The sequence below is a fragment of the Acinetobacter sp. RUH 2624 genome (assembly GCF_000162375.2).
GTDB classification, from domain to species: Bacteria; Pseudomonadota; Gammaproteobacteria; order Pseudomonadales; family Moraxellaceae; genus Acinetobacter; species Acinetobacter nosocomialis.
In genome coordinates, this window is sequence record NZ_KI391939.1 from 1,735,088 (window position 1) to 1,759,826 (window position 24,739).

Genomic DNA, 24,739 nt, shown 5'->3' on the forward strand with positions numbered 1-24,739 from the left:
TAATTATGCAGTGTTCACCTTACTTTCTTAAATAATAAAATTTATCGGCGATCTATATATTCGAGATACCCCCTTCCCACTAATGGCTGATCATAGAATTCACCTTGCCACGCATAGGAAGAAACAAAACCAGCAGCCAATCCAAAACAATATGGAGTGTCGACTTGAGCTGAAATATCTAAAACTTTTTGATTATTGTGATAAGCAGCCCAGCGAAAAGTATTTGGTACATTCATTGAAAAATTATCAGGTGTAATCAGTGGTTCTTCTTGAAGGCTGGTTACTTCAAAAAGTATATCTCCGTTGTATTGAATTGACGTTCCATCTATATGGCGGTAGTAAACAGAAGTCATAATCGGCTGATCTTCATAGCAAATAAAAGCCAGCAATAACTGCTGTTCATGATCAATATTGATGACTTGATAACTAAAAACTTTCACGGGAACTTGTATATTCTCAACTAGCAATTTTTATTAAAAATAATATTTCCAAAAAAACTCTTTAAATAGAATGTATTAAAACAAAAAAGCCAATTCTTTCGAATTAGCTTAATTACAACAGACCAGCTTTACTTGAAAATTGCTTCTTGCTTTTATTGTTCGCAACAATCTTCATCTTTTCTTGTTATAGGCTTAACTTAGCTTTTCATTATGACAATTCGGTTAAAAAAACACCAACCTTATATATAAAAACAAACTTGATACACAAAATAGTGTTTTTAGAGAACTAGATCACAAATTAAGCAAATTGGATATTTTAAATACATATTCCACTAAGCGCTTAAGTCTATTATGCTTGAGTTATCTAATTGTTAAGTATGTATGATGGACCAGCAAACTTTATTACAAGAACTGAACTCTCTCATTGAATACTATTCAAAAAGAACCGATTGCCCACCTACTCGTATACGCATCGGCTATAGAGCTTATGCCAAACTGATGCAGTGCCCACCTTTTGCGGATGAAGTAATGAACTCGGCGCTCGATCCAAATAAACGGAAATATAAAAAGATAAAGATTAAAATTACTAAAGATGATGACCAATTAGAGCTTGAGTAAATTTTTAAAACTAATGACTTGATTTAAAGACAAAAAGCCCATGAACTGAGCTTTTATCTTTCATATAACACAACTTTTAAAACTCGACTTGTACCGTAACCGTATCTTGATAAGTTCCCGCTGGTACAGTGTCTGCATTTTCATCAACAATTTTTGTGGTAAACACATAACTCTGCTGGGTTACTCCGTTATGCACGCCCGGATTAACCGTTGCGTTTAAACTCGACCAACGTTCGTTACCACTGCCCCATCGGTCATTCGATGAATTTTTAAAAATATCGTATTTTAAATACGTATTTCCCGTTTGTGACTTCATGGCACGCTGGTTACCGTTTTGAGGGGAAAGTCCATTATTTAAACTGACATAATATGGTGTATTTACCGAGCAACGTATTCCCATAGACGACTGAACAGGTTCAAGCTTGGAAGCAAACGCCGCCGTACCAAAGTTTACGTCTTGAGCTAAAATTCGGCAGTCTGGAAGTACAGTAATTGAGAGTGAACCAAGGGAGTCCGCGCCAGTTCCCCAGTTAAAACCAATACCTAATACCCCACGTTTAAACCCCGGGCTTTCAAAAAAGATCCCGATGCCAGCAATAGCAACACCCGGTACCGAATAAAACCATTTTACTTTTAAAGGTGAATCAGCCTGATATACACCAGGTGATACACTTTGCCCAGCCGGAAGCCGTATGTAGAAAGGTAAATTGCCATCAGGCCCGCTAAAAAGATTGACCAGCGTAAAGCTACTCATGTCTTTTTCTTGGCCTAAGCTTATGATTTCATTGTTACTGTCTAAAATAACAGCATTGAGCTTTTCTCCGGTTTGAGCATTTGTAAATGAATTCGACATTTGCTCAACCCGATATTTTAGGTAGGTCATGTTCGCCAAAGCCAAGCTAAAACCCGTGCATGACAAACCTGAATTAAACTGTGAAGAGTTTTCACCGTTTTCTGTTAAATAGATAGACGGAACCGAAATAGAAGATGAACCAGAAGCACTCACATTACATGCAGCATGAGCCAAATTTCCAGCTAGCATTAGTCCAGAAAATATACATAAATGGCTAAGTAATTTTTTTGTTTTTATATTCATGGTAAAGATACCTCATGACACGTAACAGGCTTAACCACCACAATTTGTTGCTTGGCTTGCTCTACATCTACAGAAAAAACTGCCTTACAAATACTCTGATCCGAACGTTGAACAGTTACGGTATTGTTCGGTTTTAAATTTTCTAAATAGACAATGCCATCCATTCCCACATAAGACGACTCTTGGTCAGCTCTATGCACGACAGAACCTACAGGCATCGGTTTGCCGTCTGCTTGAGTTAAATAAACGTTAGCAGCAATAGACTGATGAACTGGGAACTTAATCACAACGCCAGAACCGCGTTTGGCAGCAATACGCTGTTCAACTTGTGTGATTGTAAAGTTTGAAGGTAAGTCGATTGGGTCGACGGTGTATTTACCCGAATAGTAAGGCGTAACGGATGGCACAAAAATGTGGCCTTTTTTATTGCTACGACCAACTAGGCTGTTTTCGTATCTGACCAAAACATCCGGTACTTGGTTGGTATCAATCAATGCAAAAGAATCGCCTAAACGGTTTGAAGCAAATACTTCTCCTGCCATATAAATGAGAGATCCGGATAGACCAAACCAATAGTTATAGTCATGGTTTCCAGACATACCAAAGTCGGTATTGATATAACCGTTGCGGTAATTGACTCGTGCCTGATTTAAATCTTCACTATTTTCATTATAACGTCGGGTTAAATCAACACCGAAACCACCTTCGGATGGCACAGAACGGTTAAAGTTAATGTAGCCGGTATCGCCTTGTTTATTAAATGCATAACCCGAGTTTACAGTTGCGTTTCGTTGGAACAGTGGTATCGAAAGTTGAAATGCGGCACTCCACTCTTTTTCGATAAAATCACGGTTAGCACTTAAAGAAACAGTCACACCATTCATATAAGTCGGTAAAACAGGTGCCCATGACAAGTTTAAGAAGCGGTTTTTAAAGTCATTTGCTTTAGTATTGATATAACCAACACCAAAGGTGCCTGAGTTTTTAGTGGCAAAGTAAGTATTAGCGGTTAGGCTTTTATTGCTATTAACCGAAATTAAGTTGCTATATTGCAGCCGTGAAAGGTCGGTATATTCATCATCACGCTGGTTATGGTTAATACTAAAACCAAACCGATTACGGTTATAGCTGTACCCAACCGTATATTGTTTCCCTTCCAAGTCTTTCGTCCGATCTTCAGACATAGATTTATCGGCTTTACTTTGGCTAAAAGAAGCACTCAGTACACCTAAGTTTGCAAGTTTGAGTACCGAACCTGCACCCAATAACTGTAAGTCTGAAGAAAGCTCGGTACGCCCTTCTACCGTAAACCAGTCATTTACCCCATAACGGGCATCGGCTGCACTTGCAAATTTTCCATAAGAAAAATTCTTAAGTCCGTAGTCTTCACGGATTTTCCCTAAAGACAATGAGTAGTCAAATAAGCCAGGCTTTAGCAAAGTATTAGAAATATAAAACGGGACTGCTGTTGTGACCTGACGTCCGACTGCATCGGTCGTGACCACTACGGCTTCCCCTTTACCGTTAATAAAAGGAACATTATTTAAAATAAACGGCCCAGACTGTACTTCTGTTGAGCTGGTCTTTTGCCCGTTAATAATTAAATCGACTGTGCTGGGTAACGCGGCTTGCCCAATAAACTGCGGTAATGGATAGGTAATTAAATCTGGTCGGGTTGAATAGTTTCTTTGTACCTGAAAACCGCCCAGACGAACAGAACTTCCCCAAGTCGTTTTACTACCCGTAATAATGTCACCAAGCACAAAAGATGTAGCGTTCTTTTGATTATCGAATTGCCAAGAGGTGTCATAACGACGATAGCCGTCATTGTCTAAAGACTCGGCATTACCTTCATTTTTAAATTGATTTTTAACATAGACCCCAGAATTTTTAATTACACCGAGCGGTGAGAAAAAGCGCTGCTCTGTAAATAAACTGCTGGTTGAACCACCCTGATGTGGTCTATAAGTATAAAAATCATAGTTATTGAGCAGCCCTATACCCGACTGAGCAACGACAGGCTTATACCATGAGTCTTTACCTAAAACTTGGGTCGGCATCCAAGCGGGTGGAAAATTAAGCTTAAAATATTGATTTGATGATTGATACTCATAGCTCACATCTTTTAATTTATCTAAAGATATCCAGTCACTCGCATCGCCACTAAATCCTAAAGTTAAAACATCTTGATTGGTTAAAGTAGTCTGGTTGTTGGCCAATAACTCTTGAGGGATTTGAATTTCCAACTCATCAATCAACTTCTTCTTTTGTATAAAATACTCATCATTTTTAACAATAACAGGTACGACTTGCTGAATTGAATATTGATTTACGACTAAATCCAGATACAATTTAAAAAGTTGATTAATCTCATTAATATTTTTTGGTGGTGGAGGTAAATCTCCAGCGAGAGCAATATTTAAGCAACCACCCGACAACAAAATTAGCAAAATACTTTTGCATAAATTATTATGCCGAAGGATCATGTTGGATCCTCCATTTTGCTGATTTCAATCAACTCTTGTTTTATGCCAGAGCTATCAACACCGTAAATTTTAGAGGTTTTTGACAACTCATTTGCAGTCGACTTATCAATGGCAAACTTCACAGTACTATTCGATAACACATAGCCGAAAGCAGCTTTTCCTAAAGAAATATCATGACCAGTTTTTGATGTTTTAAGCGCAGAAAGACGAGCAAATTTCTGTCCATTATTTTTTAAATATAGCTCAGACTGGCCTTTGTCATTGTTGCGGACTGACCACTGTAAAACAGGTTTGGCTAAAGGATTTTTTGCATTCGCTTTTTGGCTCTCTTCAGTTAAGCCACTGCCTATACCTTTTCCATAGGCAAACAACGGAATTGAATAACGCATTTGGAAACTTACTTTAGAAGCATCTTGTTCATTTCCATCAGAAAGGCGAATCGGTAACTCATCTACAATCAAACGATATGACTGCTCTTTACCATCTGGCAAATTGGAACTTTTGGTTAAACGAAGCATATGCTTCTCGCCTGCTTTAATTTTAGCTACAGGTGGGCTTGGTATAATTTCTGATTGCTCGCTATAGTCATCTTTTAAACCATTTTGGCTCCATTTAAACACCCGAATTTGCACCATCGCATCGGTCTTGCCGGTATTTTGGAGCCAAACCGCGGTTGCTTTTTCATTGGCTTCTATTTTTGGATAAATTGACCAAATTAGAAAAGTTGCTTGTGCCATCACAGGTGTAACAAGTGATAATGTACTTGCAAATAAAAAAGATTTTAAAATGCCATTTTTAATAAATGCAGAATTGTTCATACAAATCACCATGTAATCATTATTGAAACAGTATCTTTATAAATTCCAGCCGCATGTGATTCATTATTATTTTCTAAATCAACGACACCATATATTTCAAAATTTGCTAGACGGTTTGTAGGTGTTGTAGCAGGCAATAAATATTTATTACCAATTACATATTCACTAGCCAAACTACTCGAATTATATAATTTATAAGGTAGATAATTAGAAGATGAGCTATTTCTCATTCGCCTTATATTATTTTGTAGATTTTCACCACCATCTATAGAAATACTTACAGGTAAACTTTCTGTACAGCGTATATTCCAAGAACTTTTACTATTTATAATACTAGCAACCACTTTATCTTTTGATAAAGCCGAGTATTGACCAAAATCAATCTTTTGTTCGATATTATCTATCGAACAACCATTTTCAATTTTAGCTTGAACTTTAAAACTCGAATTTAATTGAGGATCAGCTGCATATATAAGTTGACTCATAGATAGCAACAATATTGCCTTAAAATAAAAAAATTTCATTTTCTTAAAACTCAATTGTAATTGGTACTATATCTTTATATTCACCCTTAGATATACCACTACCATCATGTACAGCTTGACAAAAAATATCGATATTCTTTTTAGTATTCATATCATTAAGTATAAAAACATCATTTGCTCTAATGACTTGTTTATTTAAACCATAGAGCAAATTATAAGCGATAAAATCTTTACCATTACTTAATGCATGATAATAATTTTGTGAGAATGAAACAGGAACTTTACTATCATTATTTCCAGATCCAAATATTATTTTTACAGTTGAAATACCAGCACATTGTATTTGTAAGCCGGAATTTCCGTTATTTATTAAACTTGCTTCCAACACCCCATTAAAAGCAGTTGTAGCTTCTCCAAAATCTAAAGATCCAAAATTTAAATTTGCTGTATTATTTTCTACAATTTTATTATTGATAGAACAAGAAGGTAATAATTCAATTTGACTCGTTAATTTAGCTCCAATTTCACCCGCATTTAATGAAGTAATTAAAAAATATGAAAATATAAATACTGAACCGCGATTGAATATCATCTTCCCTCCATTTAAAACAGGTTCACTCGTCTCTGAGTAAACCTGTCACTCAATTAATTATTTCTTTTTATATTTAGAAATTTACAGTGACTAATAGAGTATCTTTATAATCACCTTGTGCTTTTGCTGTACCTGTATTTGGTGCAATTGCACCGAAAATTGGCACCGCTGTAGCTTGTCCACTCACTGTAGTGAACTGTTGTGGTTGGTTCACAACATAGAGGTTTGTACGTGCAGCATCACGGTAAACGTTATATGCAACTACATCAGCAGAAGCAGTATTTTTTAAAGTACGGTCTGTACGTTCACCACCATCAATTGCGACTGTAAAATCAACAGGATCTGTGCCGTCACAAGTTACAGAAATATTGCCACCTGTTGCAGCTGAAGCAACTTCAGCCGTTAATACGTTGTTCCAAGTACCGGAAGTTTTACCAAAATCTAAAGTACCAAACTTGTTCATATTTCCTTCAGTTTGACTACCACCTACAGTACAGCCTGTCGAGATATTTAATTTAACGTCAACCTGTCCAGTAACAGCTGCTTGAGTATTTACCGCATAACCAGCAACTATTAATGCTGCAAGAAGTGATTTCTGAATGTTTTTCATATTCATAACCTACATATATAATGATTAGATTTGTAGAACAAAATGAATCAAACTTGATAAATAAAATACGGCTAATTTGTTTTATATATAAAACAAACTATCTTTTACTATTGTGTGATTCTTTTCACAATTTAATAACAATTATTTAACTTGTATACATACATTACAAAAAGACTATGTTTACTTATTTAAAATTCTTTTTCTAAAGACCATTAAAAAACAAGATTAAATACCCACCCCTACTTTATAAAAATGACTAAAAATCAAAAAAAACAAATATCACTCTTTAAATAAAAATTAGTCAATATTTATTCAAATACAACCATTTATAGACTATGTAAAATTGAACACTATTTATTCTTATTTAAATAGGTCAAATGACCTATTTAAACTATTTCTAAAGAAAAGGAATTAAGTCGCTCGACCTATTTTTTAATTTTAGATTGGGTCGCCTGACCTAAATTATAAAAATATAGGTCATATGACCTATATTTAGTTTAATAGAATTTAAATATTTTATTTATATTTTTCTAATTTCATGGTTTAGAATGCCTTTTTTAAATAGTACTTACAGGCTGGATAATGATCAAAATTGATACCTTTGATACTATACAAATAAAGAAGTCCTTTACTACACTAAAAGGGCAAGAAAGAATAAAGCAAATCTTAAAAAATGCTGAAATAGTTTTTCTTACGAAAGGTTATTCTGGTTTTAGTATGAGAGGAGTTGCCACACAATCTAATATTAGTTTAAGTACCCTACAGCATTATTTTAAAAACAAAGATCTTTTATTAAAAGCTTTACTTAATAAATTAATTTGTGACTACATACAGCGGATTGAAATTTTAATTAATTTAAATGTGAATGAACCTCCTTTACATCGGTTTATGAATATTATCACCAATATAATGTATGAAATAGAACAACCGATCATTACTCATACATTTAAAGAGGTGTTTTCTATTTCAGACCATCTCCCCTATGTTTACGATTTTTTGTCAATGATACAAAAGTATAATTTCGAACTGATATATAAAATTATACTTCCCATTCATAGTGAAATATCTTCAGAAGAATATAAAGAAAGAGCTATTATTATAATTACCCAACTTAATGGATATTTAGTTCAACATTCAAATAAAAACACAGATGAATATTATAAAGAATTTCTAAGAAATATAATTTTAAAAAATATATCAAGATTAGTGAGTGAACCATAAATTTAGAAACATAGGAGCACTTCTCCTATGTTTTAATAAAAAACATAAATAGATTAGTCGTATTCTATACAATAATATTCTTAAAAAATAACAATCAAAAAATGATTAAAAAAACAAACCAAATTTCATTTTTATTGAAGAAAAATTTAAATCGAAACATAATAGTTACTATGATGAAAATAGAATTTTGAACTTTTAGAGAGTCTCAATGGGTAATGCTAAAGCATTAAAATTTATAAACTTTGTACTCGCTTTCTTATGGATTTATCAAGGCGTCGTTCCTAAAATCATTTTTATTAACTCTGATGAAATTTTTGTCTGGCAAATGATAGGACTTTCTTTTGATTATGCAAAACTTGCAGGTCGTGGCAGTGGTATAGCTGAAGTGATTTTTGGTTTATTATTTCTTTTTTCTCCTCACAAATATATTCATTATTTAAGTATTTTAGGATTATTGGATTTACTGCTGTTAATTGGTTTTTTAATACCCTCTACACTTATTTCACCTTATAACCCTATCGTAATGAATATTTCGATGATAAGTTTATCGATTATTTATCTGCTTTTATTAAAAGAGCAAACCGCTCATTTATGAAAAATTGCTCAATAGCTTTGAGTTTTAAAAATTTATAGAGATTTCAATGAGTTTATCTAACTGTGAAGCTGGTTGTGTAGTCATCACTGGAAGTACAAAGGGTATTGGTTTAGCACTTGCCCATGCTTTTTTAGATCTTGGTTGTTCCGTTGTAATAGCGGGACGAAATGTTGAGCATCTTAACCATGCCCTATCCTATTTAGAAACTCATTTCAATAAAGAGAAATTTATTGGTTTATGCTGCAATGTGACACAAATTGCTGATGTACAAACACTGTGGGATCGAGCAATTCAGCATTTTGGGCAAATCAATGTATGGATTAATAATGCAGGTAGCTGTCACCCTACAAAAGAGTTCATTGACCTTCAACCAGATGAATTGAAAACGACCATATCGACTAATATTTTAGGCACAATGCTCGGCTCGCAAGTGGCTCTAAAAGGCATGCTCAAACAAGGTTATGGCCAAATCTTTAACATGGAAGGTTGGGGAAGCAATGGCGAATGGAGTGCTGGAATGACTGCCTACGCGACAACTAAACGGGCGGTAAGTTATTTTAGTAAAGCGCTTTATAAAGAGACTAAGTCGACTCCTATCTTAACTGGTACTCTCAGCCCGGGTATGGTAGCAACCGACTTGTTAGTTTCATCTTGGACCCATGGCAATATACAAAACTGGAAAAAGATGAAACGCTTATTCTTCTTTGTAATTGACCCACCTGAAGTTGTTTGTGCGTATTTAGCAAAACAAATTATTCAAAATAAAAAAGCTAACCGTCGTATCGTATGGATAACACCTTGGAAACTTTTCCTTAGATTTTTACAACCTTACTACTGGCGCAGAAATCCTGTTAAAGGCACAGCCTTAGAGCATCTCTAGGTTAACTTAATATGATTAGCCATTTAACTTACTAAAGTAAGACGGTTTAATTGGTAAATGGAGGGAGTTCGTTGTTAGATACTTCCTCCTATAGAAAAGCTCAGTAAAAGTTCTTTTAAAGCCATTACTGAGCGTTATAACTAATCAGTTCCCTCATTTTCTGAGGCATTATCTTTATTTAGAATACGTCCTTCCCGCTTTGGTCGAATCAATGGTGCAGTTGGTCTTGGATGATAAGTATGGGTATATTGCATACCTACTCCTGCATTTACGTCATCTGCTGCGATTTCAGTCTCAAAGCGTTCATTATCAAGATCGCGTATTTCCTCGGTAATTCTTTCTACTTCGTCTTCATCTACACCAAGTTCTTGTAAAATCACTCCACCAAACTTAATCGCAGATTCAAACGTTTCACGGATCATAAAGTCTACTTTTTGTTTGACTAAATGCAGTGAATGCTCACGGTCATATGAACGGACTAATAATTTTGCCAAAGGAAATTCGTGAGTAACCAATTCAACAATTCGATTAGTCGTTTCCTTACTATCTACACACACCACAATCGCCTGTGCTGTTGCAGCACCGGAAGCATGTAAAATATCTAGGCGACAGCCATCCCCATAATAAATTTTAAAACCAAACTTTTCAGCGTTTCGAATCATGTCGGTATTATTATCAATAATGGTGACATCTACGCCTCTTGCCAACAGTAATTGACTGGTGACCTGCCCAAAGCGCCCGAAGCCAATCATTAAAACACTACCGCTTAGTCCATCAGCAATATTGATGTCTTCCAATGAAACCTTTGCTTTAGCTTGAGTAAATCGTTTAAAAATAATACCGACAATTGGAGTCAACACCATTGAAAGTACAACAATCGCAGTTAAGTTAGATTTGACAGTACTATCAATAACTTGGGCACTTAATGCAGCAGAGAAAAGTACAAACGCAAACTCTCCCCCTTGAGCCATCAGTAAAGCGCGATCTAATGCTTCTGTATGAGGACTTTTGGTTACTCGAGCGACAATATAAATCATGAGCGCCTTAACAAACATCAGGGCCACTACGCCACTTACAATGAGTTGCCAGTTTTGAGCAACCACTGATAAGTCCAGTGACATGCCAACACCAAGGAAAAAGAGACCCAGTAAAATTCCTCGGAATGGTTCAATATCGGCTTCAATTTGATGTCTAAACGTTGATTCAGATAAAAGTACACCCGCCAAGAAAGCTCCCATTGCCATAGTCAAACCACTGACTTGCATGAGCAACGCCGCACCCAACACAACCAGTAAAGCTGCGGCCGTCATGACTTCTCGCGCTTTAGCAGCAGCCAAGAGTCTAAATAACGGATTAAGTAACCAATAGCCTGCCGCAATGAGACCTGCAATTGCCAGTAAACCAATTCCAATGTTTTCCAGGCGTACAGATGTGCTTTCGACTACATGATTTGGTGCCATAAAAGCAACAATAGCCAGTAGTGGCACAATTAATAAATCTTCAAAAAGTAAGATGGCTACAATTTTTTGCCCACGTGGTTGAGTCAAGTCACCCCGATCGCCCAATAACTGCATCACAATTGCAGTCGAGGTTAATACAAACCCTGCCGCGCCAATAAAAGCGACTTGCCATGTGAAACCAAACAATAGCCCTACGCCAGTCAAAGCTAACGCACAAATAATGATCTGCAGCGTACCAAGACCAAAAATTTCACGTCTAAGGCTCCACAAATGTGATGGTTGCATTTCCAAACCAATCACAAAGAGGTACATCACTATTCCCAACTCGGCAATATGTAAAATTGCTGTGGAATCTTGAAAAAATGCAAAACCAAATGGGCCAATAATCAGTCCTGCGATTAAATAACCTAATACTGAACCCAAACCAATGCGTTTAAAAATAGGGACTGCAATGACAGCAGCTGCCAATAACACTACTGGAGCAACTAAGCTTATTGAATGTGCTTCTGAGCTCATACATTTCTCATTTTATTTATCTGCAATTTATTCTATGTGAAACTTGGTGTAAGGGCGATTACTAGTTTTGAGAAAAAGCATCCTAAAAATAAAATGGCTTAAATCATCGGGAAATAAAAATTGAGCCTATACAGGGAAAGAAATATTCATAAACAAACACCCATAAAAAAAGCCCTAACGGGCTTTTTTAAATTTAAGCAATAAATTTCAACATGAGCTGAATGACCGTCGCATTAATCAAGTCGACAAAGAATGCGCCACAAAGTGGAACAATCAAAAACGCCTTATGCGATGGACCATACATATTGGTAATGGCTTGCATATTTGCAACGGCAGTTGGTGTAGCCCCCATCCCGAAACCACAGTGACCTGCTGCTAATACTGCCGCATCGTAGTTTTTCCCCATGACGCGGAAAGTCACAAATGCAGCATATAAAGCCATGGTGAGTGTTTGAGCACCTAAAATAACTACAAGCGGGCCAGCTAGGTCGGCAAGTTGCCAAAGCTTTAATGAAAGCAATGCCATTGCTAAATAAAGTGATAAAGATGCATTACCAAACACATCAATCGCGCGGTCGAAAATATCAATTTTCAATACGCTTTCTAAAATATTTCTTAAGATTACACCGCCACCAAGTGCCCAAACGAAAGTTGGTAACTCAAACCATGTTCCCTTACTAAAGCCCGTCATAAATTCAGCAAACGCTAAACACGCTGCAAACATACCAAGTGTGGTAATTGCATTATCGGCAGTAATTAAACGAACTTGATGCGGGTTTTCAAACGGCGCGAGATCATCTGAATTTTGTTCAAGATGCGTATCGCGATGGTGAATTTCCGCATTAGTTTTTGGTTGAGCAAGACTATAACGGTTAATAAGTAATTTGGCTAAAGGGCCACCAATCACACCGCCAATAATCAAACCAAAAGTCGCACTCGCCATACCTAGGGCTAAAGCACCTTGAATGCCATGCTGACTTTCTAAGATTTCACCCCACGCACCTGCTGTACCATGACCACCAGTTAAAGTAATTGAACCTGCAATTAAACCAATAAGTGGGTCTAGACCCAATAATGTCGCAAGGCTCATACCAACAGCATTTTGCACAACAATAAATGAGGCTACACAAATTAAGAAGATGACTAAAGCACTACCACCTTCTTTAAGCTTCATAAAATTGGCACTTAAACCAATTGAAGCAAAGAACACGAGCATAAAGCTGGTTTGTAATTCACTACTAAAAACAATGCTGTACCCCCATAAACTGTGGACAAGCAAAGAAACTACCGCAGCAACCAAACCACCGGCTACAGGTTCAGGGATATTGTAACGTTTTAAAAAATCAATCCGATTAACAAGAAAGCGGCCCAACAATAAAACGATGACCGCCGAAATTAGTGTATAAAAACCATTAAAAACAAATTCCATATATACTACTTTCTAATTACATTTCTAATCGATTGTAAAATAATTATATTTTATTTTTTCATATGTAAAAAAAACACAAATAAACTTTACAAAATTACCCTAGCAATACATTTTTTACTATTCTTAAAAATAGCTTAAATTTTTAAATATTTTATACACAATTGTTCATAAATTCTTATTTAACTATTAATATCAAATACTTAAACAAAATAATTCAAAATTTAAAGATATTTAGGGTTTGATACCTTAAACAGAAAATCCTGTCTTTTAAGTCACTGAACTCATCTGCTATTCCCGTTAATATTCCTCGAAGACCAGCTCGTTATTTGCTCTGGGCAAAATATTTACAGGTTTTATATTCAATGAGTTTATTGCTTAAAGTTCGACAGAATGTTCCACAAGTGAAGTCGATTAAAACGTCACTTAAAAAGCGTGCTGGTCAGAAAATACCTCACATGCTGACCAATGCATCAGATCTGTTTTTTAGAGGCCCTCAAATTGCCTTGTCAGGAAAAACACCTTTTGATGTGATTTATAAGCATGAAATTATGAGTTTACGTCACTATAAAAATGAGGCTGAAGCTCCTATAGCTAAACACCGCGTACCGTTAGTCATCGTTCCACCATTAGCAGTCAACATGCTTATTTACGATTTGTTCCCTACACGCAGCCTTATACGTTACTTTTTAGCTCAAGGTTTTGATGTCTATTTAATCGACTGGGGTGTACCAACCCGACATCAGGCAAAATACAATTTTGGCACCTATATAAAAGTCTTTATGCCTGAAATGTTAAAACAGGTTCGTATATATAGTGGACAACAACAGCTCTCTTTACATGGCTGGAGTTTAGGTGGTGCTCTTTCACTCTGCTATACCGCGTTATTTAAAGATAAAGATATTAAAAATTTGATTATTCTTGCTTCACCTATCGACACCCATAAAGCGGGTTATATGGGTAAACTTTATGGAAGCTTGACCAAACCTGCACAGTGGGTTCGTAAGCACACCCCTTTTCGTATTCGCCAACATGTACCAAGTGAAGTGTTTCATATTCATGGTTGGCAAAACACACTCGGTTTTAAATTAACGGACCCAATTGGCAATTTAAAAACCTATTGGCAGCTTTTAAAAAATCTTGATAACCGAGAATTTATTGTTGACCACGCCACCTCTAGTTCATTTATAGACAATATGCTGGCTTATCCAGGCGGCGTTATGCGTGATATTATTTTACGTTTCTGGATTGATAATGAGCTATCAACAGGTGTCGTTAAGTTTGGCGAACTTACAGCTCATCTAAAAGATATTGATTGTTCAGTGTTAGCCGTGGGTGGCGATACAGACATTATTGTGACCGCCGATGCCGTTAAACCCCTTATGACCTTAATTGGTAGTAAAGATAAAACATTCAAAACCGTACCAGGCGGCCATATGGGGGTGGTTTCAGGTAGCCAAGCTCCTAGTTTTGTTTGGCCTGAAATAAGTAATTGGTTAGCGACCCGTTCAGACTAATACTTTTAAAAGCACGAAAGCCAGCGTAGCCAGTTCTACGCTGCTTAAAATTCAAACTATGCAAAAGCTTTTTATTTGATTAATCCATATGCATGTAATTGCTTATCACACGTTATAAGTACGATTTTATAAAACACAAAGATAATAAAAAATTGCCACTTTATAGTTAACCAATATATTAATTTAGTCATAAAAACATAAATTTTATTTATCACAAAACCATTTTTAAAATAAAAAATTTTATCAAACGTTAAATTTTTATTAAAACATATCCATTTTATTTAAATAATATTTTTGACTTTTAAGATTATCTACCTAAAGTCGATGTTACTTTTTGTTATTTGTGTAAAGCTCAACTCAACAGGGATTTTACTCAAATATTTGAAATAAAATAATTTTAATTTATTATTCATTGTAAAATATGTATATTATTTGAACAATTGTAGGCAATATCTCACAATCATGTAAGCCAAAGCTTACAACACAAATGATTGTTTTTTCTATAATTAATTTCAGTACATATAAGCACTCTTTACTATTAAATAGAAAGCTGAATATTAATAAAGAGATCTGGAGAAAATGATAAAGTCATCTTTATTAATATAAAAACTCTTAATAATAGAAAAAGAATCTCAAAAAATTAATATGTACTATCTTTCCTCTGGAAACAGAGGAAAGATACCTTTTTATAATCTTCAGATAGGGTATAGAAAATGTTTATCGCAAAAAATATATTTGTATATTTACTATCAATGTTAGCTCTATGCTTAATGATTATTTTTTTTAATTACCTAGGAATGAATGAGACGACTAATCTCTTAATTTCTTCGGCACTCTTTGGAATATTTATTACGTGGTACTATAAAGGTAGTGGACTATGTATTGCTCTTTTTAGTTTTTTTTACTGGGCAATGTTCGTGATTAGTCAAAGTTTAGAAGTGATATGGATGCTTTCGGTTTCACTGATTGTATATTTAGTGATGACTAAAATTGTACCTAAACTCAAGCACATCCATATCGGTATAACGTCAAATAGTTAGAATGGATTTACTCCCCGATTAACCATTCCAACTTTCTTAACCGTATCAACTTTAGTTTGCTCTGCAATTAATAGTTCATTTAAGAAAAATTTGAGATTTTGCTGATTAAGCAAAATTGGGTTAAAAGTACTTTCTCCCATCTTGAGAAAGAAAGCCTCGATATTTGTATTGCGTTGCACATATTTCATTGACCAACGTTGAAAAGAGTTTTCTTCAATGGAATATGTGCATAACCATTTAACATTGTGGTGCCTTTGATCTTTTTGAATTTTCTCAAATAATCTTTCTACTACCTCTTTTTCGCCTTCTAAACATTGAAAAAATGCATTATCGGCATAATAAAGTACTCCACAAATCTCGTTCAAATCATTGAAATCACGAGCTTCTGTTAGGATATCACGCAAATCTTGTAGCAAATCTTCATTATTTTCATTTCGTTGGCTGGCATAACACAGTCGAACGTTCATAAGACTTCCGTGAAATATAAAATTTCATTATTAATGGAATTTTCAACTTAACACACCTTTAACAGAAATACTTTACATTTCATTATTATAAAAAATCGTAACCTTACCGAATTTCAATAAAAAAGCCCGAAACTAGTTCGGGCCATGGTATTTATAACCACATTATTTAACACGTTCAATTTGTAAAACTTCAATTTCGGTGGGCTTAATACGATGTGTGTCAACTTCACCTACAATACGTACTTTATCTCCCACTTTTAATTGCCAACCGTTTGCTAAGTCATCATCAACATCAATCACGATGGAACCCGTTTTGTCTTTAAGCTCATAATGGTCGCCAGCAATATGCTTTACGATAGTTCCAGTGAGGGTTACACCTGTTTCATCAGCTAATGTTTTTGCTTTTGAAACAGTGACTACATTTTTTGCGGCTTGATTGAGTATAGCCGGATCAGTTCTTGCAAAGGTTGCACTGCTAACGAATAAAACCAGACTGTTAATTGTGGTTAACACTATTTTTTTCATTAAAATTTCTCCTATTCTTTTATTCATAGTTATCTAACAATTTCTTAAAAATGTGAGTTTTAGCTTTTGTGATTTTTTGTGTCATCATGTCAGATGTACAATATTAGACCTCTTGCGAAAGTAAAAACCACCTCAATCTAAATTTCATGAGATATCAGAAATTAAATCGTTTTTCAGATTCTGAATTCCAGCGCTTGGTTGGTGTACCTCGACCAGTTTTTAGTGAAATGATCGAAGTTTTAAAAGAAGTAGAATCACTTAAAAAGAAATCTGGGCGTCCTCATACTTTAGCTATAGAGGATCAATTATTATTAACACTCAATTACTTACGGAATTACAGCACTCAATTGGAGTTGGCTGCAAATTACCATATCGCTGAAAGTAATGTGAATCGAACCATTAAAAAGGTTGAAGATGCATTGATGAAATCAAGACGGTTTACTCTGCCAAAACGAAGCATTACCACAGCAGACGAACAGTTTAACTGGGTCATTATTGATGCGACAGAATGTTCAATAGAACGTCCGAAAAAAAAATCAGAGTAAGTTCTACAGTGGTAAAAAGAAGAAACATACGCTAAAAGCACAAGTGATCTATCATCCGAACAGCAAACAAATCATAGGGCTAGATATATCGAATGGCAGTCAGCATGACATTAAATTGGCAAGAAGAACGGTTAAAAAATTCAAACATTGTAAATATGTTATGACCGATTTAGGGTACTACGGATTAGAGCAAGATGGCTTTAAATTATTGATGCCAATAAAGAAAAAGAAGAATTTACCCTTATTTGATGTTGAGAAAAAGTACAATAAAATGATTGGAAAAATACGAGTTGTGATCGAACATATTAATAGTCAATTGAAAACATTTAGAATATTAAGTGAACGCTATCGAAATAGACGGAAAAGATTCGGTTTACGCATTAACTTAATCGCTGCACTGGTAAATCGGATGAACTTGCAATAACGACTTTCGCAAGAGGTCTATTATTGTTGGAGAAGCTTTTAGACTGGCTCTTTTTTTAATCATTAAAATAAAAAAAACCACATCGGGTGATGTGGCAAAAAGATGTAGCTTACTGAACCAAAAAAATAACGTATAACAGAGGATATAAGTCTAGAATAGATATTAATTATTAAAATAAACTTAAGAAAAAAATATTAATTAAAGATTTTCTAAAAATTTAGATAAACCTTCTGGTGCCCTTCCTTCTAATCGACTACTGGTGGTTACTCGAACTAAATTGCTCCATGTAATATTACAACACTGTCTTATCAATTTATTAATGAGGGAAACATCTTCATGACAAGGAACTGGTTCAAAACCACCAACTTGCATATAAACAGCAGCACTAAAACTTAAATTTGCACCATGAATATGATGATGATCCATACAGTCTTGATAATGTGACAAATACTTTTTTTGTTTTATAACAGATAACCGGCTCAAGTCATCTAAAGTCACAATACCGCAAATTGCATCTGTAGGCTGATGCAAAATTTGGCAACGCAACCAGTCGGGACTGACGATACTATCGGCATCGGTACAGGCAAGCCAAGTTGCTCCATTTTGAATAACTTGACGAATACCTAAGTCTCGGGCCTTTCCAACACACGCATAATTACATTCAATCCAGCTTACTCCATAACTTTGTACAATTGAGCGCGACTGGTCTGTACAGCTATCAAGCACAACCATGACCTCAACCTGTTCATCCGGTACTTTTTCTATCGCATCTTGAATTGACTGCAAACAGGCTGGCAAATGCTGTTCTTCATTATGCGCTGGAATCACAACACCTATTTTCATCGTAATTGTTCCCGCTGAGCTATTGACGAAGAATTAACAGTCCAAATATCAACCATAAAGTCCGGATCATTTAGACTTAAATAGTGATGAAATGGAAAATATTGCTGAAAGCTTTGGTGTACTTGCTTGGCATTCAATTCAAAATCCTGAATATCATGTCGCCAATGGCAACACAAAATTTCCCCTTCCGGGTTTAAGGCCTGCTTTAATTTTTCAATAAACTCATCTAACTCATCGCATGTGAGGTAATACGCCACTTCGCTAATCACAATTAGGTCAAATTTTTGTTCATAAAAATCTTCAGGTATTTTTCTATTTTCAACAGTCACATGTTCAAATGCTTCTAACCTTTGGGATGCGAGTTGAACGGCCTGCTCAGAGACATCTATACACAATAGACTCGCAGCACGCTGAGCTAAATAAACGCTTAAATGCCCATTTGAACAGCCAATTTCTAAAACTTTTTCATAATGAGGTCGTGTTAATAATGCAAGGCAGATTTGTCTTTTACGGGCTTCGTACCAGTGATAATCATAGCCCCATGGATCATTATTACTACGATACAACTCCTCAAAATACATACGAGAATGAGTCACTCAGATATACCTCATAAGGCATTAAAAGACGGCTAATGGCACTAGAAGACAAAACGGCGGAATTGCCTGTACTTTCATCGGCTTCAATTTGTGTTTTAAATTGCATAACTGCTTGAACTTTTTTATTTAATTGGTTTTCAGTTAAGGCATAAGCTTGTGCTTTGGACCAATCAATACGTGGGTCTAAAGGCTCTGCCCAATGCCATGCCCAAATCAGTACATGCACACATACTAATTGATGCACTTTTGCAAAGGCCTGCACTGTTTTCCCGACGGCCTCATGATCTGGATGCCCATCAAATGCATAACTACAAATTAAAATATCTTCAGGTTGAACGATTTGGCTGAGCGCTTGATTTAATAGATGAGTCTGTGAGTGAATCTGACCATCCGTAAGGTTTAAAGCAATTCGTTCAGAATGATCTGAGACACCTAAACTATTCAAAGCAGCAAAAGTCTCTTGCGGACGTAATTCGTTTAATTGGTCTGGGCTGTATTTTGTTGAATGGGGATGGCTTTGCGTGCCATTACTGACCGCTACAATAACAAGATGACAATTTTCTTTGACTAGCTGCTGCATTAAACCACCACAGCCAAGCACTTCGTCATCAGGATGCGGAGCGACAATCACCACTCTTTTCGAACGCAACAATTGTAAATTCAGTCCATCTAAAGGATGCGTTTTAAATGCCTCTAGCCACTTAAACTTCGGTGTTCCTTCACCTGAAATTACACGATCTTCGACTAAGGGATGAGTTAAAGTTCCCATAAGCTTTTCTCCGGCAAACAGAGCTCTGCAATAGACTCATAATCAAAAGCCGCATGGCTCTGACGAATAAAGACAGGCAAATCAGCAATGAGCTGTGAAAATATAGCTTCTTCACAATAAGGACGTGCGCCTAAAGCTTTACCAACAAGTTGAATAACACTCTGGCAGCATTGTTCTGTTTGAGCACGCAATATACGGATTTCTCGCTCATGACTGAGCATAGGCTCTTCATCAATAAGCTTGGCAATATATTGAAAATACTGTTTTGTTACAGAAAGCTGTTGAGCTAATTCCCCTAAATACATTTTTTTAAATGCGTTTGGGCTGAGTTTGCAACTTTCATGTAGGAAGCTAACTAAACGTACCGCTGCACCATACCAACAAGCGGCAACACCAGCCGCACCATGCCAAAATCCGGGACGCTCCAAATAGCGATTTGGCTGACCTATAACCGTAACGGGAGTATTGTCAAAATGTACTTGGGCTGTTTGAGTGCCTTGCATACCAACGGCTTGCCAATGATTTAGGTCAACATGAACCGAAGAATCACTTAATTCAACAATACAAAGCTGTGCTTGGCCTTGCTTGTCCTTATAGCTTATTAAAGCCTTGTGAATAAACTCAGCGCCAGAACACCAAGTTTTGATACCGCTACAATGATTGTTCTCGACTTGTAGAGGTGCAGGCCCGCCCTCTGCTGCCCATACCGCCCACGTTTGCTCATCTATTTCAGCTTGATAACCCAGTTCTTTTAAAATACTTAAAGCATCACAATGTGACTCAAATAATTTAGCTAGACTTAAGTCACTCCCTGCAATTTGAGCGAACATTTGCCACCTTTGGTAGATTTGACCTGATGCTGGATAAGGTAAATTTTTAGCTAAACTTACTAATTCTTGAAGCAAGTCTTGGCGTAGCTGACTTTTGTTTTCAGCTTCAGCATGTTCGAATTCATTCAACATACTCAAGATTTTCATATTTATAGATATTTTAATATTCATTACAAATAATTATTCAAAAGTATTAACTTAAACATATCGAAATAATTCTGTTTAATTAAAGATATAAAATGTAATAAAAAGATATTTTCTATAACTTTATTAAATGAATATTTCGTTTTATTTCATTGTTATTTAACTATATCGCTTAAGTGAAAATATAAAATAATCATGTAAGGTTTATTAAAAAATAAAGATTTCTCCGATTTTATCCAGTAATTTAGTTTCTACGATTTTTCTATTTCCAAAGAAGAGGTCAAAAATGAGTACTTTAAATATTAATGATATTAAAAAACATGCAGACGTTATTGCTTCTTGTGGTACCAAAGTAGGAACTGTTGATCACCTTGAAGGTGAAAATCAGTTAAAACTTACTAAAGACGAAAATGATCAACATCACCTTATTCCGATTTCTTGGATTGGTGAAGTAAAAGACGATCAAGTCATCTTAAATAAAAACTCTCAAGAAGTTAAAGAAAATTGGCAAGCCATTTAAATTTCTTTGCACAGTTAGTTTATAACTGTGCATCTTATTTAAAAATATAAACAACAATTAAAATAAAATAACGATAATGAAAAAAGTAAAAAGCTCCTTTTTATTAAGGAGCTTTTTATTTCTATCATAAAAATTTTAATTCAATATTTTTATAAATTACTCTGATTCATTGCAACCGAACGGGTTGCTTTACGCTTTCGGGTTACAAATAAACCGCACACCACCACACCTAACGTTACCCCTAAAGATAGAGTCGTTTCATAACTATAGGCTGGTGAGAAGAACATATAAGCCAATACACTTAAAATAATGATAATCACAAACCAAGTCAGCCATGGAAACAACCACATTTTAAAGGGAATTTCTGCTCCAGCTGCTTCTAACTTATGTCTTAAACGTAACTGTGAAAACGCAATAACCAAGTACACCAGCAAAGCAATCGAACCTGTGCTTGAAAGCAATAGGCCAAACACTTTTCCTGGAAATACATAGTTAATGACACAGCACACTAAACCAATAAAAGTTGAGGAGAACACCGCAATTGCCGGTACCCCCGCATAATTCACTTTAGTGACTGCCTGCGGTGCTTCATTGCGTGTTCCTAAACGGAATAACATACGAGAAGATGTATAAATTGCGGCATTCATACAGCTTGCCACGGCGATAAACACAACCGTATCAATAATAAGTTTAGTACCTGGTACATTTAAGCTCATTAAAACGTATTGGAATGTCCCGTACTTTTGTAAGTCTGGTGAACGCCAATCGACAAGTGAAACGGCAATAAACATCGAAACCACAAAGAAAAGAATAATACGGTACAGCACCAAATTGGTGGCACGTCTAATTTTCTGTTTAGGGTTGGATGACTCTGCCGCGGCAATCGAGACAATTTCTACCCCAAAAAATGAAAACGCCGTAATTAAAATGGCAGATAAAATACCTCCCATACCATGCGGCATAAAGCCAGCATTGTTATATAAATTGGCAACACCGCTAACATTTTTTGCTAAAGGCCAAATACCCGAAATTGCCAAAATACCAATTATGATAAATCCAATAATGGCGACTACTTTGACTAAAGAAAACCAGAACTCAAACTCACCAAAACTTTTGGTACTAAAAAAGTTGGCCAAGCTTAGGAACACAATAAAGCAAAATGCATAGATAGAAACCGATACGCTCGGAAACCACGAATGTAAAATTTCTGCGCCAGCAATCGCTTCTACCGGAATCGCAAGCACCCAAAACCACCAATATAACCAACCAATAGTGAAGCCTGCCCACGGGCCAATCGCTTTACGGGCATAGGTAGAAAATGAACCGGTGTCCGGCTCTAAAACGGCCATTTCACCCAACATTCGCATGACCAGAAAGACCATAATACTGGTAGTGAGATATGCAAGAATGACCGCTGGGCCTGCTTTGGCAATTGCAGAAGATGAACCGACAAATAAACCTGCACCAATAACACCACCAATACTAATCATTGTGATATGGCGATTTGAAAGTCCTTCGCCTAATTTTTTTGTTCTATCATTATTCATATTTCATTCCTTAAAAATATATCCATAAAACAATCTATTACATGTTTAAAAATCCTTAGCTAATGAAAAAGGGAAAACCTGATGTTTTCCCTTTGTTGCAGACATTAATTTAAAGTTGGCATTGAGAACTGTTTTGCTTCACGGACTTGAGCAGATGGCCAGCGCTGTGTAATGGTTTTACGGCGTGTGTAAAAACGGACACCATCTGGACCATACGCATGTAAATCACCAAACAGTGAACGCTTCCAGCCACCAAAGCTATGGTAAGCCACAGGTACTGGTAAAGGCACATTAATACCGACCATACCAACTTGAATATGACTGCTAAAATAGCGTGCAGCTTCCCCATCACGGGTATAAATACAAGTACCGTTACCATACTCATGGTCATTAATCAGTTGCATCGCTTCTTGCATGCTATTCACACGCATAACTTGCAACACAGGACCAAAAATTTCTTGCTGGTAGCTGGTCATGTTTGGTGTGACTTGATCAATTAAAGTTGGTCCAACGAAGAAACCTTTTTCATAGCCTGCCGGTTTTGCATCACGGCCATCTACCACAATTTTCGCGCCTTGCTGTTCTGCACTTTGAATATAAGCCTGCACTTTATCTTTATGTGCTTGGGTAATCAGTGGGCCAAAGTCGTTGTTTGCATCTGCATAGTGGCCGAACTTCAATTTTTTCATTTCTTGAGTCAGCTTATCAATCACGACATCGGCAACTTCATCGCCAATAGCAACCGCAACCGAAAGTGCCATACAACGCTCACCAGAAGAGCCAAAAGCTGCACCTAACAATGAAGTTACCACGTTATCAATATCGGCATCAGGCATAATAATCGCGTGGTTTTTTGCGCCGCCTAATGCTTGGCAACGTTTACCCGTTGAAGTCGCTGTACGGTAAATATATTCAGCAATTGGGGTTGAACCCACAAAGCTGACAGCTTGAATACGAGGATGATGCAATAAAGCATCTACCGCTTCTTTGTCACCATTGACCACATTAAACACGCCATCAGGTAAACCGGCCTGTTTTAAAAGTTCAGCAAGGTATAAAACCACAGAAGGTGCTTTTTCAGAAGGTTTTAAAATAAAGCAGTTACCGCAAACCAGTGCCATTGGGAACATCCATAAAGCAACCATGGCCGGGAAGTTAAACGGTGTGATACCAGCAACAACACCTAGCGGTTGGAACTCGCTCCATGAGTCGATATCTGGACCAACATTTTTTGAAAACTCCCCTTTTAAAAGCTCTGGTGCGCCGCAAACATATTCAACGTTTTCAATACCGCGTTGCAATTCGCCTTGAGCATCATGAGAAATTTTGCCGTGCTCTTGCCCAATCAAAGCGCAAATCTTTTCGGCATTTTGCTCTAATAATTGTTTGAACTTGAACATGACACGTGCACGTTTAATAACTGGTGTATCACGCCATGCAGGAAATGCTTGCTCGGCGACCTGAACTGCTTCATTTACCGTTTGAGCATCTGCAATTTCGACTTCTTTACTAATTTCACCCGTCGCAGGATTGTAAACTGGCTGTTTTCTTGCCGTTTTAGATACAATTCGTCCTTGAATGAAATGCCCTAGCACTTTTTTGGCTTGTTCACTATGCGTACTATTTTCAGTTGAAACTTCGTCATAGCTAAAATCTTCTAGGCCATTTGTCATTGTTGTTACTCCTTACTACAATTAGTTTTCAGATCAAACTGCTTTTTCATTTGGTT

General features: G+C 36.2%; 24 protein-coding genes and 1 pseudogene. 8 read left to right on the forward strand and 17 right to left on the reverse strand.

The genetic code is table 11. The features are described 5' to 3' along the window. Positions 1–41 precede the first annotated feature (41 nt). Positions 42–464: pseudogene (locus tag HMPREF0014_RS14875) on the reverse strand (DUF6670 family protein); the annotation flags it as partial. Positions 465–824: 360 nt separating this feature from the next. Between HMPREF0014_RS14875 and HMPREF0014_RS26150 the strand changes: the two are divergent. Beyond that, positions 825–1,058, forward strand: a complete 234-nt coding sequence (locus HMPREF0014_RS26150) for a hypothetical protein (protein WP_002049282.1) — start codon at positions 825–827, stop codon at positions 1,056–1,058. Positions 1,059–1,134: 76 nt separating this feature from the next. On the opposite strand, the gene csuE is transcribed toward HMPREF0014_RS26150, so the two are convergent. The 6 genes from csuE to csuAB all read right to left on the reverse strand — a co-directional run bounded on the left by csuE (position 1,135) and on the right by csuAB (position 7,145). Further along, positions 1,135–2,154 (reverse strand): Csu fimbrial tip adhesin CsuE, encoded by a 1,020-nt coding sequence (gene csuE / locus HMPREF0014_RS14885; RefSeq protein WP_004886355.1) that lies wholly within the window; start codon positions 2,152–2,154, stop codon positions 1,135–1,137. Beyond that, the gene (csuD, locus tag HMPREF0014_RS14890) at positions 2,151–4,640 is read right to left on the reverse strand and encodes a Csu fimbrial usher CsuD (protein WP_004886352.1); all 2,490 of its coding nucleotides are present in this window, start codon (positions 4,638–4,640) and stop codon (positions 2,151–2,153) included. The genes csuE and csuD overlap by 4 nt, the downstream gene beginning before the upstream one ends. Further along, positions 4,637–5,470, reverse strand: coding sequence for a Csu fimbrial biogenesis chaperone CsuC (gene csuC, locus HMPREF0014_RS14895; RefSeq protein ID WP_006580580.1), 834 nt, complete (start codon positions 5,468–5,470; stop codon positions 4,637–4,639). Before csuC ends, csuD begins: the two co-directional genes overlap by 4 nt. Beyond that, the gene (locus HMPREF0014_RS14900) at positions 5,464–5,982 is read right to left on the reverse strand and encodes a spore coat U domain-containing protein (RefSeq protein WP_004886348.1); all 519 of its coding nucleotides are present in this window, start codon (positions 5,980–5,982) and stop codon (positions 5,464–5,466) included. The genes csuC and HMPREF0014_RS14900 overlap by 7 nt, the downstream gene beginning before the upstream one ends. Positions 5,983–5,986: 4 nt before the next feature. Next, positions 5,987–6,535, reverse strand: coding sequence for a spore coat protein U domain-containing protein (locus tag HMPREF0014_RS14905; RefSeq protein ID WP_006580581.1), 549 nt, complete (start codon positions 6,533–6,535; stop codon positions 5,987–5,989). Between the two features lie 73 nt (positions 6,536–6,608). Continuing rightward, on the reverse strand, positions 6,609–7,145 hold the full coding sequence (gene csuAB, locus HMPREF0014_RS14910) for a Csu fimbrial major subunit CsuAB (protein ID WP_002049140.1): 537 nt from the start codon (positions 7,143–7,145) through the stop codon (positions 6,609–6,611). Positions 7,146–7,727: 582 nt separating this feature from the next. Here csuAB and HMPREF0014_RS14915 point away from each other — a divergent pair. The 3 genes from HMPREF0014_RS14915 (at position 7,728) to HMPREF0014_RS14925 (ending at position 9,841) form a co-directional block, all read left to right on the forward strand. Next, complete coding sequence (locus HMPREF0014_RS14915; protein ID WP_004707965.1) at positions 7,728–8,366, forward strand: TetR/AcrR family transcriptional regulator; 639 nt, start codon at positions 7,728–7,730, stop codon at positions 8,364–8,366. Positions 8,367–8,574: 208 nt separating this feature from the next. Next, positions 8,575–8,961 carry a DoxX-like family protein gene (locus HMPREF0014_RS14920; protein WP_006580582.1) on the forward strand — a complete coding sequence of 129 codons (387 nt, stop codon included), beginning with the start codon at positions 8,575–8,577 and terminating at the stop codon, positions 8,959–8,961. A gap of 46 nt (positions 8,962–9,007) precedes the next feature. Then, positions 9,008–9,841 (forward strand): SDR family oxidoreductase, encoded by an 834-nt coding sequence (locus HMPREF0014_RS14925; protein WP_004886341.1) that lies wholly within the window; start codon positions 9,008–9,010, stop codon positions 9,839–9,841. A gap of 140 nt (positions 9,842–9,981) precedes the next feature. Here HMPREF0014_RS14925 and HMPREF0014_RS14930 read toward each other — a convergent pair whose 3' ends face one another. Together HMPREF0014_RS14930 and gltS are read right to left on the reverse strand one after the other, a co-directional pair. Further along, on the reverse strand, positions 9,982–11,817 hold the full coding sequence (locus tag HMPREF0014_RS14930) for a monovalent cation:proton antiporter-2 (CPA2) family protein (protein ID WP_004707961.1): 1,836 nt from the start codon (positions 11,815–11,817) through the stop codon (positions 9,982–9,984). Positions 11,818–12,010: 193 nt separating this feature from the next. After that, positions 12,011–13,246: a sodium/glutamate symporter gene (gltS, locus tag HMPREF0014_RS14935; protein WP_004886339.1), complete on the reverse strand. Its 1,236-nt coding sequence runs from the start codon at positions 13,244–13,246 to the stop codon at positions 12,011–12,013. Positions 13,247–13,608: 362 nt separating this feature from the next. Between gltS and HMPREF0014_RS14940 the strand changes: the two genes are divergently transcribed. After that, positions 13,609–14,760 carry an alpha/beta fold hydrolase gene (locus tag HMPREF0014_RS14940; RefSeq protein WP_006580583.1) on the forward strand — a complete coding sequence of 384 codons (1,152 nt, stop codon included), beginning with the start codon at positions 13,609–13,611 and terminating at the stop codon, positions 14,758–14,760. Positions 14,761–15,473: 713 nt separating this feature from the next. After that, complete coding sequence (locus HMPREF0014_RS25950) at positions 15,474–15,800, forward strand: hypothetical protein (protein WP_004707954.1); 327 nt, start codon at positions 15,474–15,476, stop codon at positions 15,798–15,800. On the opposite strand, the gene HMPREF0014_RS14950 is transcribed toward HMPREF0014_RS25950, so the two are convergent. Together HMPREF0014_RS14950 and HMPREF0014_RS14955 are read right to left on the reverse strand one after the other, a co-directional pair. Continuing rightward, positions 15,797–16,267 carry an AnBLUF65 family BLUF photoreceptors gene (locus HMPREF0014_RS14950; RefSeq protein ID WP_006580584.1) on the reverse strand — a complete coding sequence of 157 codons (471 nt, stop codon included), beginning with the start codon at positions 16,265–16,267 and terminating at the stop codon, positions 15,797–15,799. The two genes, HMPREF0014_RS25950 and HMPREF0014_RS14950, sit on opposite strands and share 4 nt — an antisense overlap. 162 nt (positions 16,268–16,429) lie before the next feature. Beyond that, positions 16,430–16,792 carry a NirD/YgiW/YdeI family stress tolerance protein gene (locus HMPREF0014_RS14955; protein ID WP_004886333.1) on the reverse strand — a complete coding sequence of 121 codons (363 nt, stop codon included), beginning with the start codon at positions 16,790–16,792 and terminating at the stop codon, positions 16,430–16,432. Between the two features lie 146 nt (positions 16,793–16,938). Between HMPREF0014_RS14955 and HMPREF0014_RS25480 the strand changes: the two genes are divergently transcribed. Further along, positions 16,939–17,761, forward strand: a protein-coding gene (locus HMPREF0014_RS25480; protein ID WP_076611894.1) for an IS5-like element ISAba27 family transposase whose coding sequence is annotated in 2 segments (ribosomal slippage) — positions 16,939–17,319 and positions 17,321–17,761 — 822 coding nt in all. Because the reading frame shifts where the segments join, the coding sequence is not laid out codon by codon here. Positions 17,762–17,959: 198 nt separating this feature from the next. On the opposite strand, the gene HMPREF0014_RS14970 is transcribed toward HMPREF0014_RS25480, so the two are convergent. Genes HMPREF0014_RS14970 through HMPREF0014_RS14985 form a run of 4 tightly spaced genes read right to left on the reverse strand, consistent with a single transcriptional unit; the run spans position 17,960 to position 20,931 of the window. Further along, positions 17,960–18,604: a glycosyltransferase gene (locus tag HMPREF0014_RS14970; RefSeq protein ID WP_002049169.1), complete on the reverse strand. Its 645-nt coding sequence runs from the start codon at positions 18,602–18,604 to the stop codon at positions 17,960–17,962. Beyond that, the gene (locus HMPREF0014_RS14975; RefSeq protein ID WP_004886331.1) at positions 18,601–19,200 is read right to left on the reverse strand and encodes a class I SAM-dependent methyltransferase; all 600 of its coding nucleotides are present in this window, start codon (positions 19,198–19,200) and stop codon (positions 18,601–18,603) included. Before HMPREF0014_RS14975 ends, HMPREF0014_RS14970 begins: the two co-directional genes overlap by 4 nt. Beyond that, complete coding sequence (locus tag HMPREF0014_RS14980; RefSeq protein ID WP_004886329.1) at positions 19,175–19,969, reverse strand: PIG-L family deacetylase; 795 nt, start codon at positions 19,967–19,969, stop codon at positions 19,175–19,177. The genes HMPREF0014_RS14975 and HMPREF0014_RS14980 overlap by 26 nt, the downstream gene beginning before the upstream one ends. Continuing rightward, positions 19,957–20,931: a hypothetical protein gene (locus HMPREF0014_RS14985; protein WP_009504970.1), complete on the reverse strand. Its 975-nt coding sequence runs from the start codon at positions 20,929–20,931 to the stop codon at positions 19,957–19,959. The genes HMPREF0014_RS14980 and HMPREF0014_RS14985 overlap by 13 nt, the downstream gene beginning before the upstream one ends. Positions 20,932–21,229: 298 nt before the next feature. Here HMPREF0014_RS14985 and HMPREF0014_RS14990 point away from each other — a divergent pair, with 298 nt between their 5' ends. Beyond that, positions 21,230–21,463 carry a DUF2171 domain-containing protein gene (locus tag HMPREF0014_RS14990; protein ID WP_004886326.1) on the forward strand — a complete coding sequence of 78 codons (234 nt, stop codon included), beginning with the start codon at positions 21,230–21,232 and terminating at the stop codon, positions 21,461–21,463. A 149-nt stretch (positions 21,464–21,612) separates the two neighbouring features. Here the strand turns inward: HMPREF0014_RS14990 and HMPREF0014_RS14995 are convergent, their stop codons facing one another. Continuing rightward, positions 21,613–23,010, reverse strand: coding sequence for an amino acid permease (locus HMPREF0014_RS14995; protein ID WP_004886325.1), 1,398 nt, complete (start codon positions 23,008–23,010; stop codon positions 21,613–21,615). A 104-nt stretch (positions 23,011–23,114) separates the two neighbouring features. Beyond that, complete coding sequence (locus HMPREF0014_RS15000; RefSeq protein WP_004886323.1) at positions 23,115–24,683, reverse strand: CoA-acylating methylmalonate-semialdehyde dehydrogenase; 1,569 nt, start codon at positions 24,681–24,683, stop codon at positions 23,115–23,117. Between the last annotated feature and the right edge of the window lie 56 nt (positions 24,684–24,739).

Excerpts from the sequence above, each read along its gene's own strand:
- csuAB (WP_002049140.1), bottom strand. The coding sequence starts at position 7,145 with ATGAAAAACATTCAGAAATCACTTCTTGCAGCATTAATAGTTGCTGGT.
- HMPREF0014_RS14920 (WP_006580582.1), top strand. The coding sequence starts at position 8,575 with ATGGGTAATGCTAAAGCATTAAAATTTATAAACTTTGTACTCGCTTTC.
- csuC (WP_006580580.1), bottom strand. The coding sequence starts at position 5,470 with ATGGTGATTTGTATGAACAATTCTGCATTTATTAAAAATGGCATTTTA.
- HMPREF0014_RS14995 (WP_004886325.1), bottom strand. The coding sequence starts at position 23,010 with ATGAATAATGATAGAACAAAAAAATTAGGCGAAGGACTTTCAAATCGC.
- HMPREF0014_RS14955 (WP_004886333.1), bottom strand. The coding sequence starts at position 16,792 with ATGAAAAAAATAGTGTTAACCACAATTAACAGTCTGGTTTTATTCGTT.
- HMPREF0014_RS14925 (WP_004886341.1), top strand. The coding sequence starts at position 9,008 with ATGAGTTTATCTAACTGTGAAGCTGGTTGTGTAGTCATCACTGGAAGT.
- HMPREF0014_RS14950 (WP_006580584.1), bottom strand. The coding sequence starts at position 16,267 with ATGAACGTTCGACTGTGTTATGCCAGCCAACGAAATGAAAATAATGAA.
- HMPREF0014_RS25950 (WP_004707954.1), top strand. The coding sequence starts at position 15,474 with ATGTTTATCGCAAAAAATATATTTGTATATTTACTATCAATGTTAGCT.
- HMPREF0014_RS14905 (WP_006580581.1), bottom strand. The coding sequence starts at position 6,535 with ATGATATTCAATCGCGGTTCAGTATTTATATTTTCATATTTTTTAATT.
- HMPREF0014_RS26150 (WP_002049282.1), top strand. The coding sequence starts at position 825 with ATGGACCAGCAAACTTTATTACAAGAACTGAACTCTCTCATTGAATAC.
- HMPREF0014_RS14985 (WP_009504970.1), bottom strand. The coding sequence starts at position 20,931 with ATGTTGAATGAATTCGAACATGCTGAAGCTGAAAACAAAAGTCAGCTA.
- HMPREF0014_RS14940 (WP_006580583.1), top strand. The coding sequence starts at position 13,609 with ATGAGTTTATTGCTTAAAGTTCGACAGAATGTTCCACAAGTGAAGTCG.
- HMPREF0014_RS14990 (WP_004886326.1), top strand. The coding sequence starts at position 21,230 with ATGAGTACTTTAAATATTAATGATATTAAAAAACATGCAGACGTTATT.
- HMPREF0014_RS15000 (WP_004886323.1), bottom strand. The coding sequence starts at position 24,683 with ATGACAAATGGCCTAGAAGATTTTAGCTATGACGAAGTTTCAACTGAA.
- csuE (WP_004886355.1), bottom strand. The coding sequence starts at position 2,154 with ATGAATATAAAAACAAAAAAATTACTTAGCCATTTATGTATATTTTCT.
- gltS (WP_004886339.1), bottom strand. The coding sequence starts at position 13,246 with ATGGAATTTGTTTTTAATGGTTTTTATACACTAATTTCGGCGGTCATC.
- HMPREF0014_RS14930 (WP_004707961.1), bottom strand. The coding sequence starts at position 11,817 with ATGAGCTCAGAAGCACATTCAATAAGCTTAGTTGCTCCAGTAGTGTTA.
- csuD (WP_004886352.1), bottom strand. The coding sequence starts at position 4,640 with ATGATCCTTCGGCATAATAATTTATGCAAAAGTATTTTGCTAATTTTG.
- HMPREF0014_RS14970 (WP_002049169.1), bottom strand. The coding sequence starts at position 18,604 with ATGAAAATAGGTGTTGTGATTCCAGCGCATAATGAAGAACAGCATTTG.
- HMPREF0014_RS14900 (WP_004886348.1), bottom strand. The coding sequence starts at position 5,982 with ATGAAATTTTTTTATTTTAAGGCAATATTGTTGCTATCTATGAGTCAA.
- HMPREF0014_RS14915 (WP_004707965.1), top strand. The coding sequence starts at position 7,728 with ATGATCAAAATTGATACCTTTGATACTATACAAATAAAGAAGTCCTTT.
- HMPREF0014_RS14980 (WP_004886329.1), bottom strand. The coding sequence starts at position 19,969 with ATGGGAACTTTAACTCATCCCTTAGTCGAAGATCGTGTAATTTCAGGT.